Annotated in this window: 15 protein-coding genes; all 15 read right to left on the minus strand. The window is 40.7% G+C overall.

Annotated features, from left to right (window positions below; all coding sequences use genetic code 11):
* Positions 1-10: 10 nt before the first annotated feature.
* On the minus strand, positions 11-1234 hold the full coding sequence (locus WCX87_RS10255; protein WP_345979743.1) for a 2-oxoacid:ferredoxin oxidoreductase subunit alpha: 1224 nt from the start codon (positions 1232-1234) through the stop codon (positions 11-13).
* Entirely contained in the window at positions 1234-1629 is a 396-nt protein-coding gene (locus WCX87_RS10260; RefSeq protein WP_345979745.1) for a 4Fe-4S dicluster-binding protein, read from the minus strand. Before WCX87_RS10260 ends, WCX87_RS10255 begins: the two co-directional genes overlap by 1 nt.
* Positions 1630-1639: 10 nt before the next feature.
* Positions 1640-2197 carry a pyruvate flavodoxin oxidoreductase subunit gamma gene (locus WCX87_RS10265; protein WP_345979747.1) on the minus strand — a complete coding sequence of 186 codons (558 nt, stop codon included), beginning with the start codon at positions 2195-2197 and terminating at the stop codon, positions 1640-1642.
* Positions 2198-2317: 120 nt separating this feature from the next.
* Positions 2318-2956 (minus strand): HAD family hydrolase, encoded by a 639-nt coding sequence (locus tag WCX87_RS10270; protein WP_345979748.1) that lies wholly within the window; start codon positions 2954-2956, stop codon positions 2318-2320.
* Positions 2953-3552: a class I SAM-dependent methyltransferase gene (locus tag WCX87_RS10275; protein WP_345979750.1), complete on the minus strand. Its 600-nt coding sequence runs from the start codon at positions 3550-3552 to the stop codon at positions 2953-2955. The genes WCX87_RS10270 and WCX87_RS10275 overlap by 4 nt, the downstream gene beginning before the upstream one ends.
* Positions 3545-5050, minus strand: coding sequence for a peptide-binding protein (locus tag WCX87_RS10280; protein ID WP_345979751.1), 1506 nt, complete (start codon positions 5048-5050; stop codon positions 3545-3547). Before WCX87_RS10280 ends, WCX87_RS10275 begins: the two co-directional genes overlap by 8 nt.
* A gap of 61 nt (positions 5051-5111) precedes the next feature.
* On the minus strand, positions 5112-5516 hold the full coding sequence (locus tag WCX87_RS10285) for a DUF4878 domain-containing protein (protein ID WP_345979752.1): 405 nt from the start codon (positions 5514-5516) through the stop codon (positions 5112-5114).
* A 184-nt stretch (positions 5517-5700) separates the two neighbouring features.
* The gene (rpsI, locus tag WCX87_RS10290) at positions 5701-6093 is read right to left on the minus strand and encodes a 30S ribosomal protein S9 (protein ID WP_345979754.1); all 393 of its coding nucleotides are present in this window, start codon (positions 6091-6093) and stop codon (positions 5701-5703) included.
* Positions 6094-6104: 11 nt separating this feature from the next.
* Positions 6105-6527 carry a 50S ribosomal protein L13 gene (gene rplM / locus WCX87_RS10295; protein ID WP_345979756.1) on the minus strand — a complete coding sequence of 141 codons (423 nt, stop codon included), beginning with the start codon at positions 6525-6527 and terminating at the stop codon, positions 6105-6107.
* An 81-nt stretch (positions 6528-6608) separates the two neighbouring features.
* The gene (locus WCX87_RS10300; protein WP_345979758.1) at positions 6609-9326 is read right to left on the minus strand and encodes a RecB-like helicase; all 2718 of its coding nucleotides are present in this window, start codon (positions 9324-9326) and stop codon (positions 6609-6611) included.
* Positions 9323-11671 (minus strand): PD-(D/E)XK nuclease family protein, encoded by a 2349-nt coding sequence (locus tag WCX87_RS10305; protein ID WP_345979760.1) that lies wholly within the window; start codon positions 11669-11671, stop codon positions 9323-9325. The genes WCX87_RS10300 and WCX87_RS10305 overlap by 4 nt, the downstream gene beginning before the upstream one ends.
* A gap of 6 nt (positions 11672-11677) precedes the next feature.
* Positions 11678-12184, minus strand: coding sequence for a FixH family protein (locus tag WCX87_RS10310; protein WP_345979761.1), 507 nt, complete (start codon positions 12182-12184; stop codon positions 11678-11680).
* On the minus strand, positions 12171-12878 hold the full coding sequence (locus WCX87_RS10315) for a 3-dehydroquinate dehydratase (protein ID WP_345979763.1): 708 nt from the start codon (positions 12876-12878) through the stop codon (positions 12171-12173). The genes WCX87_RS10310 and WCX87_RS10315 overlap by 14 nt, the downstream gene beginning before the upstream one ends.
* 107 nt (positions 12879-12985) lie before the next feature.
* The gene (locus WCX87_RS10320) at positions 12986-13204 is read right to left on the minus strand and encodes a DUF4006 family protein (protein WP_345979765.1); all 219 of its coding nucleotides are present in this window, start codon (positions 13202-13204) and stop codon (positions 12986-12988) included.
* A 2-nt stretch (positions 13205-13206) separates the two neighbouring features.
* Positions 13207-14166, minus strand: a complete 960-nt coding sequence (locus WCX87_RS10325; protein WP_345979767.1) for a c-type cytochrome — start codon at positions 14164-14166, stop codon at positions 13207-13209.
* Between the last annotated feature and the right edge of the window lie 5 nt (positions 14167-14171).

Genomic DNA, 14171 nt, shown 5'->3' on the forward strand with positions numbered 1-14171 from the left:
GAATCTCCTTCTATAAAAATGCCAGTTTCGGACCGCGAACGCCGATAAACTGTTGTAGTTGAGTTGTAACTTTACCTGCATCAACGTTAGCTTGAAGCTCTTTGAACAGGTCAACTAAATGAGCTTTTGTAAGGTCACGACCACCTAAACCGTAAACATAACCAGAAAGTAATGCTTTAGTGTCAGTGTTAAAAAGTGCTCCGGCAAGCTCGTTAAATAGCATACCAGGTGCACCGTTTGGAGATGAACGGTCAAGTGCAGCAATAGCTTTTACATCTTTCAATGTTTCAGCGATCTCAGCAAACGGGAAAGGTCTGATAACACGTAGACCGACAACACCTGCTTTAATGCCTTGTGCTCTCATCTCTTTTGCGACTTCACGAGCTGTCTCAACTGATGTTCCCATACATACAACGGCAACGTCAGCGTCTTCCATATCGTATTTTTCAACCATGTTGTATTTACGTCCGCTTAGTTTTTCGAACGCATCAAATGCTGCTTGAAGTTTTGGAGCAACGTTTAGCATAAGGTCTCTGTGTTGACGAGCTTTATGCTCAAAGTGCCAGTCCTCTTCAGTTTGAACACCGTGAGTAACAGGATGGTCAAGGTCAAGCATATCGTTCATCGGTTGGAATTCACCGACAAATCCGTAAGCTTGATCATCAGTCAAAGTTTTTACACCTTGAGCTGTATGAGAAGTCATGAATCCGTCTTGGTGAACCATACACGGAAGACGTACATCGTGATCTTCAGCGACTTTGAAAGCTATGAAGTTTAGGTCATACGCTTCTTGCGGGTTGTAAGCATCAAGCTGTATCCAACCGCTGTCACGTCCAAGATACATATCAGAGTGGTCACCGTTAACGTTAAGCGGCGCAGCAAGTGCACGGTTTACAACGTTAAGTACGATCGGTAAACGCATACCTGAAGCTTGGTAAAGTGTCTCTACCATTAGTGCGAAACCTTGAGACGAAGTCGCAGTAGCAACACGTCCACCTGCAGCTGCAGCACCGATACATCCTGACATTGCAGCATGCTCAGACTCAACCATAACAAATTCACCCTCTACATATCCATCAGCTAAGAACTTAGCGTAACCCTCAACGATCGGAGTCGACGGAGTAATAGGATATGCGGCAACAACATCGATCTGACACTGTCTCATAGCTTGAGCAGCAGCGAAGTTACCGTCCCAAACCTCAATGTCACGTAGTTCCATTTTATCAAATGCCATTATTTTTCTCCTGTCTCTTTACTAGGCCAAGCAGCTAGTGCTTCTTCCTCATCTGTTTGTTCTGAATACATAAGTAGTGATTTCGGATTTGTAGGACAAACCTCGACACAAATACCACAACCTTTACAGTGATCCATATCCACACCTACCATCTTTTTGTCACGAGAGATGATAGAGATATCCGGACAATATATCCAACAAAATTGACAATCGATACAATAGTCTTTGTTAAATACCGGTTTTTCTATACGCCAGTCAGCAACACTTGCAGTGAAAGAGTTATTTTCTGAATAATCTCTGTCCTCTTGATGAGTTGTTGCAATGTCACTTATTGGACCATTAAATGAACGGAGCATCGCACCAATTTCGAATTCATCCCATCCTTTATTTGCCATCATTCGCTCCTTATTTCACTTCATCATATGCACGTTGAATAGCCAACATATTTGCATCAATGATTTTTTGAGGTAACTTACCTAGAATACGTTTCATATTCTCTTTGAAGAACTCTATGTCATACATCTCTGATATCTTCATAAATGCACCTAGCATCGGTGTATTTGGAATAGCACGTCCGATAGTCTCCTGAGCTATTTTGATACAATCAACCGTAAAAACTTTTTTTCCTGCAAGTTTTGGTTGAGAAGCAACAAGCTCGTCAGTACTCATATGAGTCGTAATGATATAAACAGTGTTCTCTTTATCGTTGATAGTCACATCTGTCGTATAAACAAGAGCTGGATCTATAACAAAGACATAATCTGGACTCATAAACTTTTCGTGATTCATGATCGGTTTGTCATCTACACGATTATAAGCAGTCATAGCTGCCCCACGTTTAGCAGATCCGTAAAATGCAAATGCCTGCACCTCTTTCCCTGTTGTCGAAACAACGTCTGCCAAACCTTTTGCACCAGTAACAGCACCCTGTCCTGCACGGCTGTGCCATCTGATTTCTAGCATAAAGTCCCCTTACAATTAAAATTCAAAAAAGAATTGTTTTATGTTTGCTGTATTTTATGAAAGTTGCTCTTAAATATAGCTTGTTTTAGCAATGTTATTTATGTAAGTGATAAAACTGTGTTATATCTTCCTATCAAGGATAGTTCGGACAGCTTCGAGCGCATTAGTTTTAATTATATCTGTGTGTTTTTTCAGTTCCTCGACAGCCTCATATTCACTTACTACGGCAACACTTTTCACTCCGGCATTTTTTGCAGAAATCAGATCCATTCTGGTATCTCCGATCATCCAGCAATCATCCTTAGAAACACTTAAGAAATCTATCGCTTTTTGGATCGGTTCGGGATGCGGTTTTGGGTTTGTGACATCTTCTCGGCCGACTAAGATTTCAAAATGTTGCATTACGTTAAAATGCTCCATCAAGATTTTAGAATATTTGCCTGTTTTTGTAGTGACGATTCCGACTCTTGCATGTTGGCTTGCAAGCTCGATCGCTTCTTTTGCATAGGGAAGAAGTATGGTTTTTTCTCTAGATATCTCTCTGTAATGCTCTTTATATGCATCGACCATGTCCCATACGATCTTTTCTTCGACACCCAAAGAACTGTACATCACGTCCAGCGGATGACCGATAAGGGACTTTATATCTGCATCCTTGGGAGAAGGAAGCCCAAATATCCTGTATGAGTTGTGAAAACTCTCTAAAATAGCCTCTGTCGAGTCTATCAATGTTCCGTCGAGATCAAAAAGTATCGTCATTTTTTCGCTGTCAGCAAGAAGATGCCATAAGGCTCTTTGCCCTCTTTTTCTACTTCGAATATCTTTTGATATCTCACCTCTTTAAAGCCGTGCTTTTTTGCTATATCGAAGAGATCCGTCTCATCGAATCCAAAGTGATGCACGCCTTCGTTGTCACCGTGGAATGTCCCGTCCTCACTCATCAGATCGGCTATGGCGATAAACCCGCCCTCTTTTAAAAGTTCGTGCATTTTTTCAAAGAGTTTGTCCAGTTCTTTGATGTGGTGCATCGTCATAGAACTTACGATCCCGTCAAACTTTTTGACGCTCTTAAACTCACAAAAATCGCCGTAGCAGGAGACTACGTTATCCATCTCCAAAGCATCAAGTTTTTCAAGCATCCCTTTTGAAGTATCGATGCCAAGCAGCGAGTTTACATGTAAAGCGATGTTTCTGCTTAAGAGTCCCGTTCCGGCACCAAAATCGATAACGTCCATCTCTTTTGTAAGAGACACCTCTTTTACGATCGCATTATAGATATTTTGCGCAAGCTGCACACGCATGCTTGAACTGTCCCAGCTGTCTGCTCTGTTGTCGAATGTACTTTTTTCACTCATCTGTCATCTCCCAATCTTTATAATTGTGCCAGATTCCGCTAGGGCTCGGCTCAATGTTTTTTATCTTTTTATTTGCTACTGCTATGTTGTTCGGTATAAACAAAAACAGATATGGATTGTCCTGTACGATATCGGCAAAAATACTCTGCCAGACATGTGCCAAGGCATCTCTGTCGACCATGTTCTGCATCATCTCGATCTCACGGTCAACTCTTTTATTATGATACCCAATAAAGTTAAATCCACCCTTTTTATCATTGTCGCTGTGCCACAAAAGATAGGGATCGGGTGTGGATGAGAGCGACCAGCCAAGCAGTACGGTATCGAACTTTCTGGGAAAGACTACCATGTTTAAAAATGCCTGCCACTCCATAACGCGAAGCGTGACTTTGACTCCCGCTTTATGAAGCTGGTACTGCAGTATCTGCGCAGCATAAGGACGCACGGAACTCGAGTTTGACGTCGCTATCTCAAAGGTGAGCGGATGCTTTTCATCATACCCTGCTTCGCGTAAAAGCTCTTTTGCCTTTTGAATGTTTTGTTTAGGCGCTTTTACCTCTTTGTTAAATGCGGATCCTGTAGGCAAAAACGGTCCTGTACAGACTCTTGCATGACCTAAAAAGAGGATGTCAACGAGTTCATCCCTGTCAATCGCCAAGGAGAGAGCTTCACGCACACGAGGGTCTTGAAACTTCTTCTTCCTTAGATTAAATCCGAGGTAGGTATAGGCATGGGCGATATCCTCATACTTTTTAAATGTCTTAAAAAAGCTTTCATCGACCTGTCTTTCAAACTCCATCGGCTCCAAAGAACCGACATCTATCTTAGCCGACTTTAACATCAAAAAGCGGGTCATCGGGTCGGGGATAACATGAAAGATGATCTCATCTATCTTTGGACGCCCTAAAAAATAGTCGTCATTTGCACTTAGGACTATGTCCTTTGAGTACTCAAGCTGTTTTAACTTGTATGCTCCCGTACCTACAGGATGGGTGTTAAAAGAGGAGTTCATAAGGTTTTGCTCATCTTTTAGGATATGGTAGGGAAGTATCCCCATCATCCACGTCTCGAGTGCTTTAAAGTAGGGTTTTTTATAAACGACTTTTACCGTGTTACTGTCGACTGCCTCTACACTTTTTACCATCCTGAAATTTGCCGTATAGGGGGAGACTACATTCTTTGAGTTTATAAGTTCATATGTAAAGACCACATCTTTTGAACTAAAGGGCTCGCCGTCTTGCCACTTGACGTTTTTATGGAGTTTAAAGATAAGTGTCGTGTTGTTTTCAAAGTAAAAGCTTTTTGCCAGATCACCGATGATGGTGGATGAGTCTTTGTCATACTTCACCAGCCCGTTAAAGATAAAGTCTGCTATCTCTGATGAGCTCGAATCTGTCGCAAGGATCGGATTTAAACGTGAGGGGTTTGCTGAAGTGGAGAGATGCAGAGTCGATGCCTGCAAAGATATAAAGATGATCAAAAGGTAAAAATAGCGCACTGTAACTCTTTTTTGTGTGAATTATATCAAATATAAAAAGATTAGCGGGAGTCGTAAATAACTATTGACCGATATTTACTTTCCACTTACCGTCAACTTTTACAAGCTGCATATGTTCTTTAAAGTTTTTCCCCTCTATATTTTCGATGACTATGACAGTGGCTGTCGTATCTGTCTCTGAAACTACCTGAATATCTTCTATGCGCATATGACTAAAAAAATCTTTCATACATGCGCTCATGAACTCATTTGTATCGCTATACTCATTGGTGTCCGTTTGGCATTGCATAGCCGCACCCATGCTAAAACGCATTATCGTAGGTTCTGTCGCATACTCGTTCAGTTTTTTTAAATCGCCTTTGGATAAAGCGTCATACATCTCTGTGACTGTATCTTTTGGAGCGGAACTGCATCCTAAAAATAAAAGGCCGGAAGCAGCGAGTAAAGTTATCTTTGTAAAGTTCATATATATCTCCAGAATTTTAAAAATTTATTTTATCGTAAATAATCGTTTCTATTTTTTGATCTGAAAAAAAGATCGTTTGAATGCAGAGACTTTATCAGTGTTGTAAAAAAATATAGGGGTAAAAAAGAAAAAGTGTAAAGAGGAAAAAACGGAAAAACCCGAAAGGGCTTTTTCCATGAAACGATTAACGTTTACTGAATTGAGGTGAACGGCGTGCTTTTCTAAGACCTGGTTTCTTACGTTCAACAGTACGTGAATCACGAGTCATCATACCTTCAGGTTTTAGTATTGCTCTAAACGATGCATCAAATTTAACTAATGCACGAGAGATACCGTGGCGTAATGCGTCAGATTGACCACCGAAACCACCACCTAAAGTAGTAGCTACGATATCAACTGATGTATCTTGTTTTGTTAATGCAAGTGGTTGTTTTACACGAAGTTTTTTCGCTTCAAGACCACCTAACCATGCGTCTAATGAAAGACCGTTGATTGTGATTTTACCAGTACCCGGAGTTAACCACACTTTTGCTATTGAAGACTTACGACGTCCTGTTGCATATATTTTGTTAGCCATCTATAATGTCCTTACTTCGCTATTTGCGCAGTATGTGGATGTTCCGCACCTGCATAAACTTTTAGTTTTTTGATCATTTTAGCACCAAGTTTAGTTTTTGGTAACATACCACGAGTAGCTAATTTGAATAGTTTCTCAGGATTGTTTTCTAAAAGCTCAGTCATCTTAACACTTTTAGTTGATCCAAAGTAACCGCTGTGAGTAAAATACTCTTTACCAGCTATCTTACCAGCACCTTTGAATACAGCTTTAGAAGCATTAACTACTACCACGTAATCACCACAATCAAAGTTAGGTGTATAACATGGTTTATCTTTACCACGAAGACGAGTAGCGATCTCAGTTACGATACGCCCAAATGTCTTCCCTTCAGCATCAATCAAAACCCATTTTTGATCGATTTGTTCAGGAGTTGCAATTTTTGTAAATTTCATTCTCGAACCTTTCGTCGAATTAAAGTGCGAAAGTATATCTACATAAACTTATAATGACCTTAAATTAAGGTTTATATAAGTTCATAAAATCTCTTTTATTACTACCTCATCTTCCCTTATATAGCAGAGATATCCATTGACTGGGGATGACGTGATCTCCTGCACCGCTTTTTTGTATCCTTGCACCTGTTTTACATGATGTTCGCTAGGAGATTGCGAGCTTTTATAATCGATGATATTATACCCGCCGTCAGCTCTTTTTACAAGCAGGTCCATATATCTGAGCTCGCCCTTTACCAGCATCCCCTTCTCTTTAAAACGCTCTCCCTCGGTCAGTGCTAAAAACTGCTCACTTTCTAAAAGCATCTCTACGCGTTTTTGTATGCTTTGAAGTTCATCTGCATCTAGGATATTCCCATATCTGTTTAGCATTGCACTGTAAGCTTTTTGTGTGCTCTGTTGCGTGAACTCCTGCATCATCTCCAAGTAGTAGTGAAGAGCCAGACCGAAGTTGATGGCACGCTGGTCATCCTCCTCCTCTTTTGCGACTGAGAGTATCTCCGTTTGGATTCCGTAACGCAGTGCTTTGTACTCAAGAGGTCTGCCCTGCTCTTTTTTCACCTCTTTACGCTCTTTTACATGTAAAGTACCGTAGCTCACCGCCGCTAGATCCAGCGGCTCAAAAACGGAGTCTTTCTCCTTGGAGATGATAAAAAGGTTCTCTCTTGCTCTTGTAAATGCGACATACAGAGCGTTTAGACTGTCTTCTAAGACAAGATCTTTCTCTTTTTGAAGTGCAGCTGCATATGCGCTGTCCAAAGCGTCACGGCCGCTCATCCTGAGATAGATGTTATGCAGCACTATTCCATCATACTCATAAATGATAGGAGCACGCGAAGGTGGCGCTTTTTTCAGTCTGTCCATCACGATGACATGCTCATACTCCAGCCCTTTTGATTTATGCACGGTAAGCACTCTCACCCCGTTTAGATCGGACGCAGCAGCAGTCGTATCATCTCTCTCGTACTCAAAGATGAACTGCTCTATATCCTGATAGTTATCCAGCATACCCATAAAGCGAAGAAGATGGAACTCACCGTCAAAGAGAGCGTATCTGTCAATGGCATCTTTTACTATCTCTTTTAAAGAGAGTGCATTCAGATCCACTTTTGCAAGTGCAAATTCTTCACGCCCGAGCAGTGCAAAGAAGTTGTACTTGTAGATATCTTCGTTGAAATAGAGATATTTCAGATACTCGATAAGTGCTTTTACCACATCCTGATTTATCAGTTTTGTCGTCGTCTCCGTCACGACATCTATTCCTGCATCTTTTAGTACCGCTTCGATCTCCTGCCCGTCGCCGTTTGTCGCCGTAAGTACGGCTATCTCGTTTACATCCGCTCCAAGATCTATTAGCTCTTGAAGTTTACAAAGCGTCGTTTGCAGGATATCGTCGCTTTTGACGACCTCGACATATCCGCCTGCTGCATCTGCCTTGACGCTTTGGTCTTTGTAGCCTTTGATCCTCTCTCTAAACACGCTGTTTACAAAGTTTACGACCTCTTTTTGAGAGCGGTAGTTGACCACCAGCGGCTCTACCTCTACATCGTTATCGTGCTTTACAAAATCAAAAAGCGCGCTCACTCCGCCGCGAAACCTGTAGATGGACTGTTTGACATCCCCGACAAAGAAAAAGCTTCCCCTCTCATGTACGCCCTGGCCTGAAGTTATCTCTTTGATAAGCGGACGGAGTATCTCGTACTGCAGCACGCTTGTGTCTTGAAACTCATCGAGCAGAATGTGCTCTATCTTGGAATCCAGTCTGAAATACAGAAAATCGCTGTCGACTCTGCTTGAAAGCAGTTCATGCACAAGAGCCGAGATATCGTCAAATCCTAGCTCTGCGATCTCATAAGCCAGAGCTTTTTTACTTTTGACATAGGTATCCAAAAGAGTAAAAAGAGAACTGAAAAAACTCTGTTCACGGGCTTTCATATAGAGTTCTACGTTCTCTTTGATAACGGCGAGTTCACTGTCCATAAAAGGCTGAAAACACTTTTTAAACGTAGAGTAGTCAAGTGTGTCTCTAGAGAGCCACGCTTTTGACAGGATAGACTCAAACTCTTCGCCCTCCACCGCATTTTTTACCGTAGTCGAAGCATCCTTACATGTAAGCACTGCCTCGCGTATCTTCAAGAACGCGTCAAGCGCTTTTTGCTCATACTCTTTATAGGGCGCATACTCAAATGAGAGTTTTTTTATCTCTGCGAGTTTTGAGTAGAGTTCATTAAGCAGTGAAAATATATCGCTTACACGCTTATCCATCATAAGCGAAAGGTCGATAAGCGTCTCATCTTTAAACGCTACGCTTATCTCATCCAAAAATCGTGCAAAGAGTTTTTGTTCATGCTGCGATGCGAATGTCGTGAAGTTGGGCATCAGTCCTGCATAAAGTGAAAACTTTCTAAGTATCTTTGCAAAGAACTTATCGAGTGTCATTATCTTCACGTCTGCATTTAAGAACTGCTCTAAGATCTCTTTCTTCTTCTTTAGTATCTCATCTTTTGAGATCCCGGTCACATCAGAGATGACACTAAGTTCATCTCTGTCTTCAAGCTCTTTAAGTGTAAGGACGATGCGTTCTTGCATCTCCGAAGCGGCTTTGTTCGTAAAGGTAAGAGCAAGTACTTTTGAAGGCGATGCTCCCATAAAAAGAAGACTCAGATATCTCACTACAAGATTAAAGGTCTTTCCGCTTCCCGCACTTGCCTCGTAGGCTAACTTATTTTTAAACATCATCCACGTCCGCACAGATATACAAATTCACAATACTTACACTTGTTCTCATCTTCAGTCTTATCAAAGCTAAAACTTTTTTGCTCAAGCATCTCTTTTAGATGTCTCTGTAAAAGCTCCAGCTTCTCTTCAAGAAGTGTCTCATCCACGATCTTTCCGCTGTTTAGGTCATAATATCCGCAGCCGCCGACCTTTTTGACCGTCGATGCCAAGAGATAGTAAAACTCAAGTTGAAAGTCGGTAGCTTTTTCCAACGTCCTTGTCGTATACGCAGGATACTTTCCGCTTTTATAATCAAGTACGAAAAGTCTCTCATCTTTGATATCCATCCTGTCTATCTGACCCGTCAGCTCCATTCCCGCAAAGCTACATGTAAGCGACTTCTCACAGTCATTGACCTCGTACCCCTGCTCAAATCTTTGCATCTCGTTTTCAACAAAAGAGCTCAGTTTCTTATTCCATAGTTTTAGCTGGTAATGTTCCAGTGAACTGCTTCCCGAAATACGCTCGAGTTCTTTGAATATTGCACTTTGAAGCTCTCTTTTGTCTGTGTAGACAGATCTTTTCATGTAGACGTTTTTCAGTGCTTCATGCAGATCAAGACCTATCTGGTTCTCAGTCGGAAAATCTTGAGGGAGTTCATGCTTTGCAAGGTGCATGATATGTCTGTAGTAGTATCTTCTTCTGCACTCCAAAAACGTTTTTAACGATGTCGCAGATAGCCTGACTTTTGAAAAATCATATTCTCGTACTATCTCTTCATCTAACTCTTTTTTCTCTTGCGGCACACTTTTATGAAGTATCGCTGCAAATGCTGCTTCATTCTCTGCCTCTTTTGGTTGTATGCCAAGCTGTGTCAAAAATCGTGAAGGCATCGCAGATGTCGAAGCGACATAGGAGATGCTTACATGCTTTGCTCTGTTTATAAGCAGAGAGTAGTAATGTTTTTGCAGGTTCTCCCTGTCGTTTTGCGTCGGAAGGTTCGCATGTGCTCTGATATCTGAGTTTAAGAACAGGTCTTTTTCACTTCTTTTTGGAACATTTGAGTCATTAAAATCGACTATGATGACACCTTCGTAGTCCACATAACGGCTCTCTAAAACACCCATCACCGTTATCTTCCCGCCGCGGACATCATCTATGCTTCTTTGAACAAGCCTCTGCATAAAAAGATGAAGAGTCGATTTGAGGTTAAGTTCATCATAGAGATGTTTTAGTTTTGTAAAACTGTACAGTTCCTCTTCTATCACCTTTTTATGCGAGCTTACATGTAAGCAGTCCATATACTTCTCGATCAGCTCTTTGAGATCGACCTCTTTCATATCCGCGTAGTAGAGTGGTGATAAGAGCTCGTAGAACGATGAGCCGTATCTTTGAAGCCTTGCACCGTTTTGCACGGTCGGATTTTCTATATACTCGCATACTGCATTTAGATGCATATAGGCCTCAGTACGGCTAAAGCCCTCTCCCATAGCAAAGTTAAAGTTTGTCTCGCTGTCATAAAGCTTCAAAGCTGATGCGAACGATTCGTTGGGCAGGATAACGACGATATCTTCGCACGCCAGACCGCTTTGTATGTACTCATACACCTTCTGCTTTACAAATGCAGCCTGCAGGATCTGTTCGCTGAAACCGAAACACTCTATATTGGTGTTATCGGTCATCTTCTCCTGCGAGACGATCTCACGTTTGTTGAAGTCCAAAAGATATCTGTATCCGCTTTTTAAAGAAAATCCGAGAGACTCGAACCGCTCTCTCACTTTTTGATTGAACTTTGTAGTCGTCATCTCTAAAGTCAGTTCAGCGACCTCGCTGCATCTTTGCAGTATCTCTATCTCAAAAGCGGTAAGATACCCTTCTACGATCAGTTTGATCTCTCCCAGGCTTTTTATATATTCTATATTGAACTCATACCACTTAGGCAAGAAGATAGGATCGAAGATCTTTTTCTCCAAACAGAGTTTCTCATAACGCGTATATAGTGCTTTGAGAATGGTTATATGCTCTTCATAGTCTCCGTAGGTATCTGCCAGTTCCAGATCGTCCAGCTCTACTTTTTCACCGCTGAGTTCCGTGAAAAGAGAGAAGATATAACTGCTGTTTTGTGTAAATGTAAAAAAGTTTCTCTCTATCTGCAGATTTTCAAACTCTTTAAAATCAGATGCTTCCAAAAGCAGAAGCACTCTTGTATCGTTATCGATCTTTTTAAATCCCTCGACGATACAGCTGCGCTCAATAAACTCGGAGATAGTTATATATTTTTGTAAAAACGTGGTGGATTTTTCAAATGAAAGCAACTCGTGCCTGATAGCACGAGATGTAGGAAAGATGAGAGTCTGCTCTTGCATAACCTTTTAGTATTCTGTCGGTTTTTTATCTGATCTTGTATCTGCTTTGAGATTGTAATAACGTTTGTTTTCACCCACTTCGATCTGCGCCATGATGTTCCATCTGCCGATACCCGGTAGCTTTGTTTCAAAACTATATGTACCGTTTGCCACTTTCGGGTTTTCTAGCGTAAAATCATAGTCATGTGTCTGTGGTCTTGTCACGATCAGCTTGACTTTCGCATCATCGATGTTTTTACCATCTTTTGTAGTGATCTTGTAAGCTATTTCAGAGTTATTAACATCTAACTGTTTTCCAAGATATTCAATATTATATTTTTTGTTGAATTCTATTGCAGCGTTTATGATCTTATTGGCATTGGCGTCAGCATCTTGATAATAAGTCATATAAATATCACTCTCTTGTACTGGCATCTTGGAAGCTTCCATGATAGTCCAAGCACCTAGAGCAACAACACCAAGTATAGATAAACCTATGCCTATCGGCCAAATAATACCGCTATTCTTTTTCATGTTTATTCTTCTTTATGTAGATTTTTCTCTTTATATACGCATAAAGTCCATACAATACAAATGAGTAAAATATTATCTTCATAACTTCGATAGTATAACGGTTCGAGTTACCGACCGCAGTATCAAGCTTAACATTCTTTGCCGATGCGACCTGCTCAGCAATGTCTGCATAGCCGTTAAACAGCGCGACGCTATACTTGTTTATAATATCTTCCCCTTTTGCTTTTTCAGCAAGGATAGGGATGATACTTCCACCGTAGCTACTCATATTTTCTTTAAAGTTATCATAACTGCTGCTAAAGAATACAGCCATAAAAAATGCCTGTAATCCTGTTGCCGTAGGAGATAACACCTGCTTTCTATCAAAATATTTGTATAAAGATTCCGGACGTGCTAGTATATCAACTTTTTGGTTCATCTCGGAAAACGTCAATAAAATAGTCGGCTCGTTGAAGTTTTCTATCAGACTTTTTTCATAATCGACAATGGTCTGATTTTCATCAAGCTCTTTTACTACGACAAGACGTAAAGCGATACCTGTTTTTTCATGTAGTTCTTTTCCCATAGCTTCAACATCTTGAGTCAGCTTTGGATTGAATAACACTTCATCTTTATATAAATACTCTGCGTTAAGAGGAGCGGTAGCGTAAACTGTGAGGACGAGGGCAAGAAGCCCTCTTTTAAACTTATTCAAGTCTTATTAACCTATATACAGGTGGTTTGGAGTAAGAACTGCCCACAAAGTGACAACTGCTAATATAGCCATACCAATTGTTAAAATTTTATCCATAACATAACTCCTTAGTTTACTAGGACACGATGAGTGCCGCTAGTAGGATCTATCATTTTGATAGACTTTTCATCAGTAATTTTATAGAATTTTGTTTGGTTAGCATTTTGAACACCTAATCCCCAAACAGTTAAACCTGCAAGGATAGATAGTAATAAAACAGTAGCTATTAACATACCTGTAATTCCATCAAGTGAAAATACACCAGAACCTTTGAAATTATTATCCATTACTATTCTCCTTTACTTATGTCAGTGATATAAGTCGATACAGCTTTAATCTGAGTATCATTTAGATTAGTAAATGCTGGCATAGTACCTATAGCACCTTTTTTACCGTGTGAAAGAATGTCAGCAACTAAAGCCGGAGTAAACGCAGCTATATTTGGTGCAACAAAATCCATACCTTTACCATCTGCTCCGTGACAAGATGCACAAGTACCTGCAAAGATATCAGCACCGTCACCTTTCATACCGTTAGCAACATAATTTGCAACAGTTTCAATCTCAGCATCAGTGATTAACGCACCAGTGCTAGCATTGAATAAACCGTTACGATCAGGCATCATACTAGTAGTTTTAACTAACTTACCGTTAGTCATCTCTTCATGTACAGCGATACCGTTGTTTGAACCGTGTGTTACTACGAATGCAACAGTTTTAGCTTCTAAACGTTTGTTTAGGTTTGCAGCTTTACCGTCCATACCGTCAGCAGCAAGACCGTGACAAGGAGCACAATCAACAAGGAATACTGACTCACCCATGTTGTGTAGTTCTTCTTGACTCAAGTTTGCATATTTCTTTTCGAACTTAGCGTTAGCTACTGCTGAATCTTCATTATACTCACCGATTTGAGAGTATGCATTAACTGGATAACCAGCTAAATAGTACCATCCTGCCCAAACGAGTAGTCCTAAGAATATAATTGCCCATCCCATTGGAAGTGGGTTTTTATATTCGCCTATATCATCCCATTTTTCATCTGCAAGTTCACCGCCAGCAGTGTCTGATTGCATCTGGCGAACATATTTTGTAACAACGAAAACTGTTACGATTACAAGTACAACAGCACCAGCGACAGCTAACATATTGACTATGTCATTGTTTAAACCGCCCTTGATGTCCATCGCAACATATGTAAAACCTAGCATCGCAGCAACAAATACTACACCTGCCAAATAAAGCTTATTCATATATG

The sequence above is a fragment of the Sulfurimonas sp. HSL3-2 genome, from assembly GCF_039645965.1.
GTDB lineage: Bacteria > Campylobacterota > Campylobacteria > Campylobacterales > Sulfurimonadaceae > Hydrocurvibacter > Hydrocurvibacter mobilis.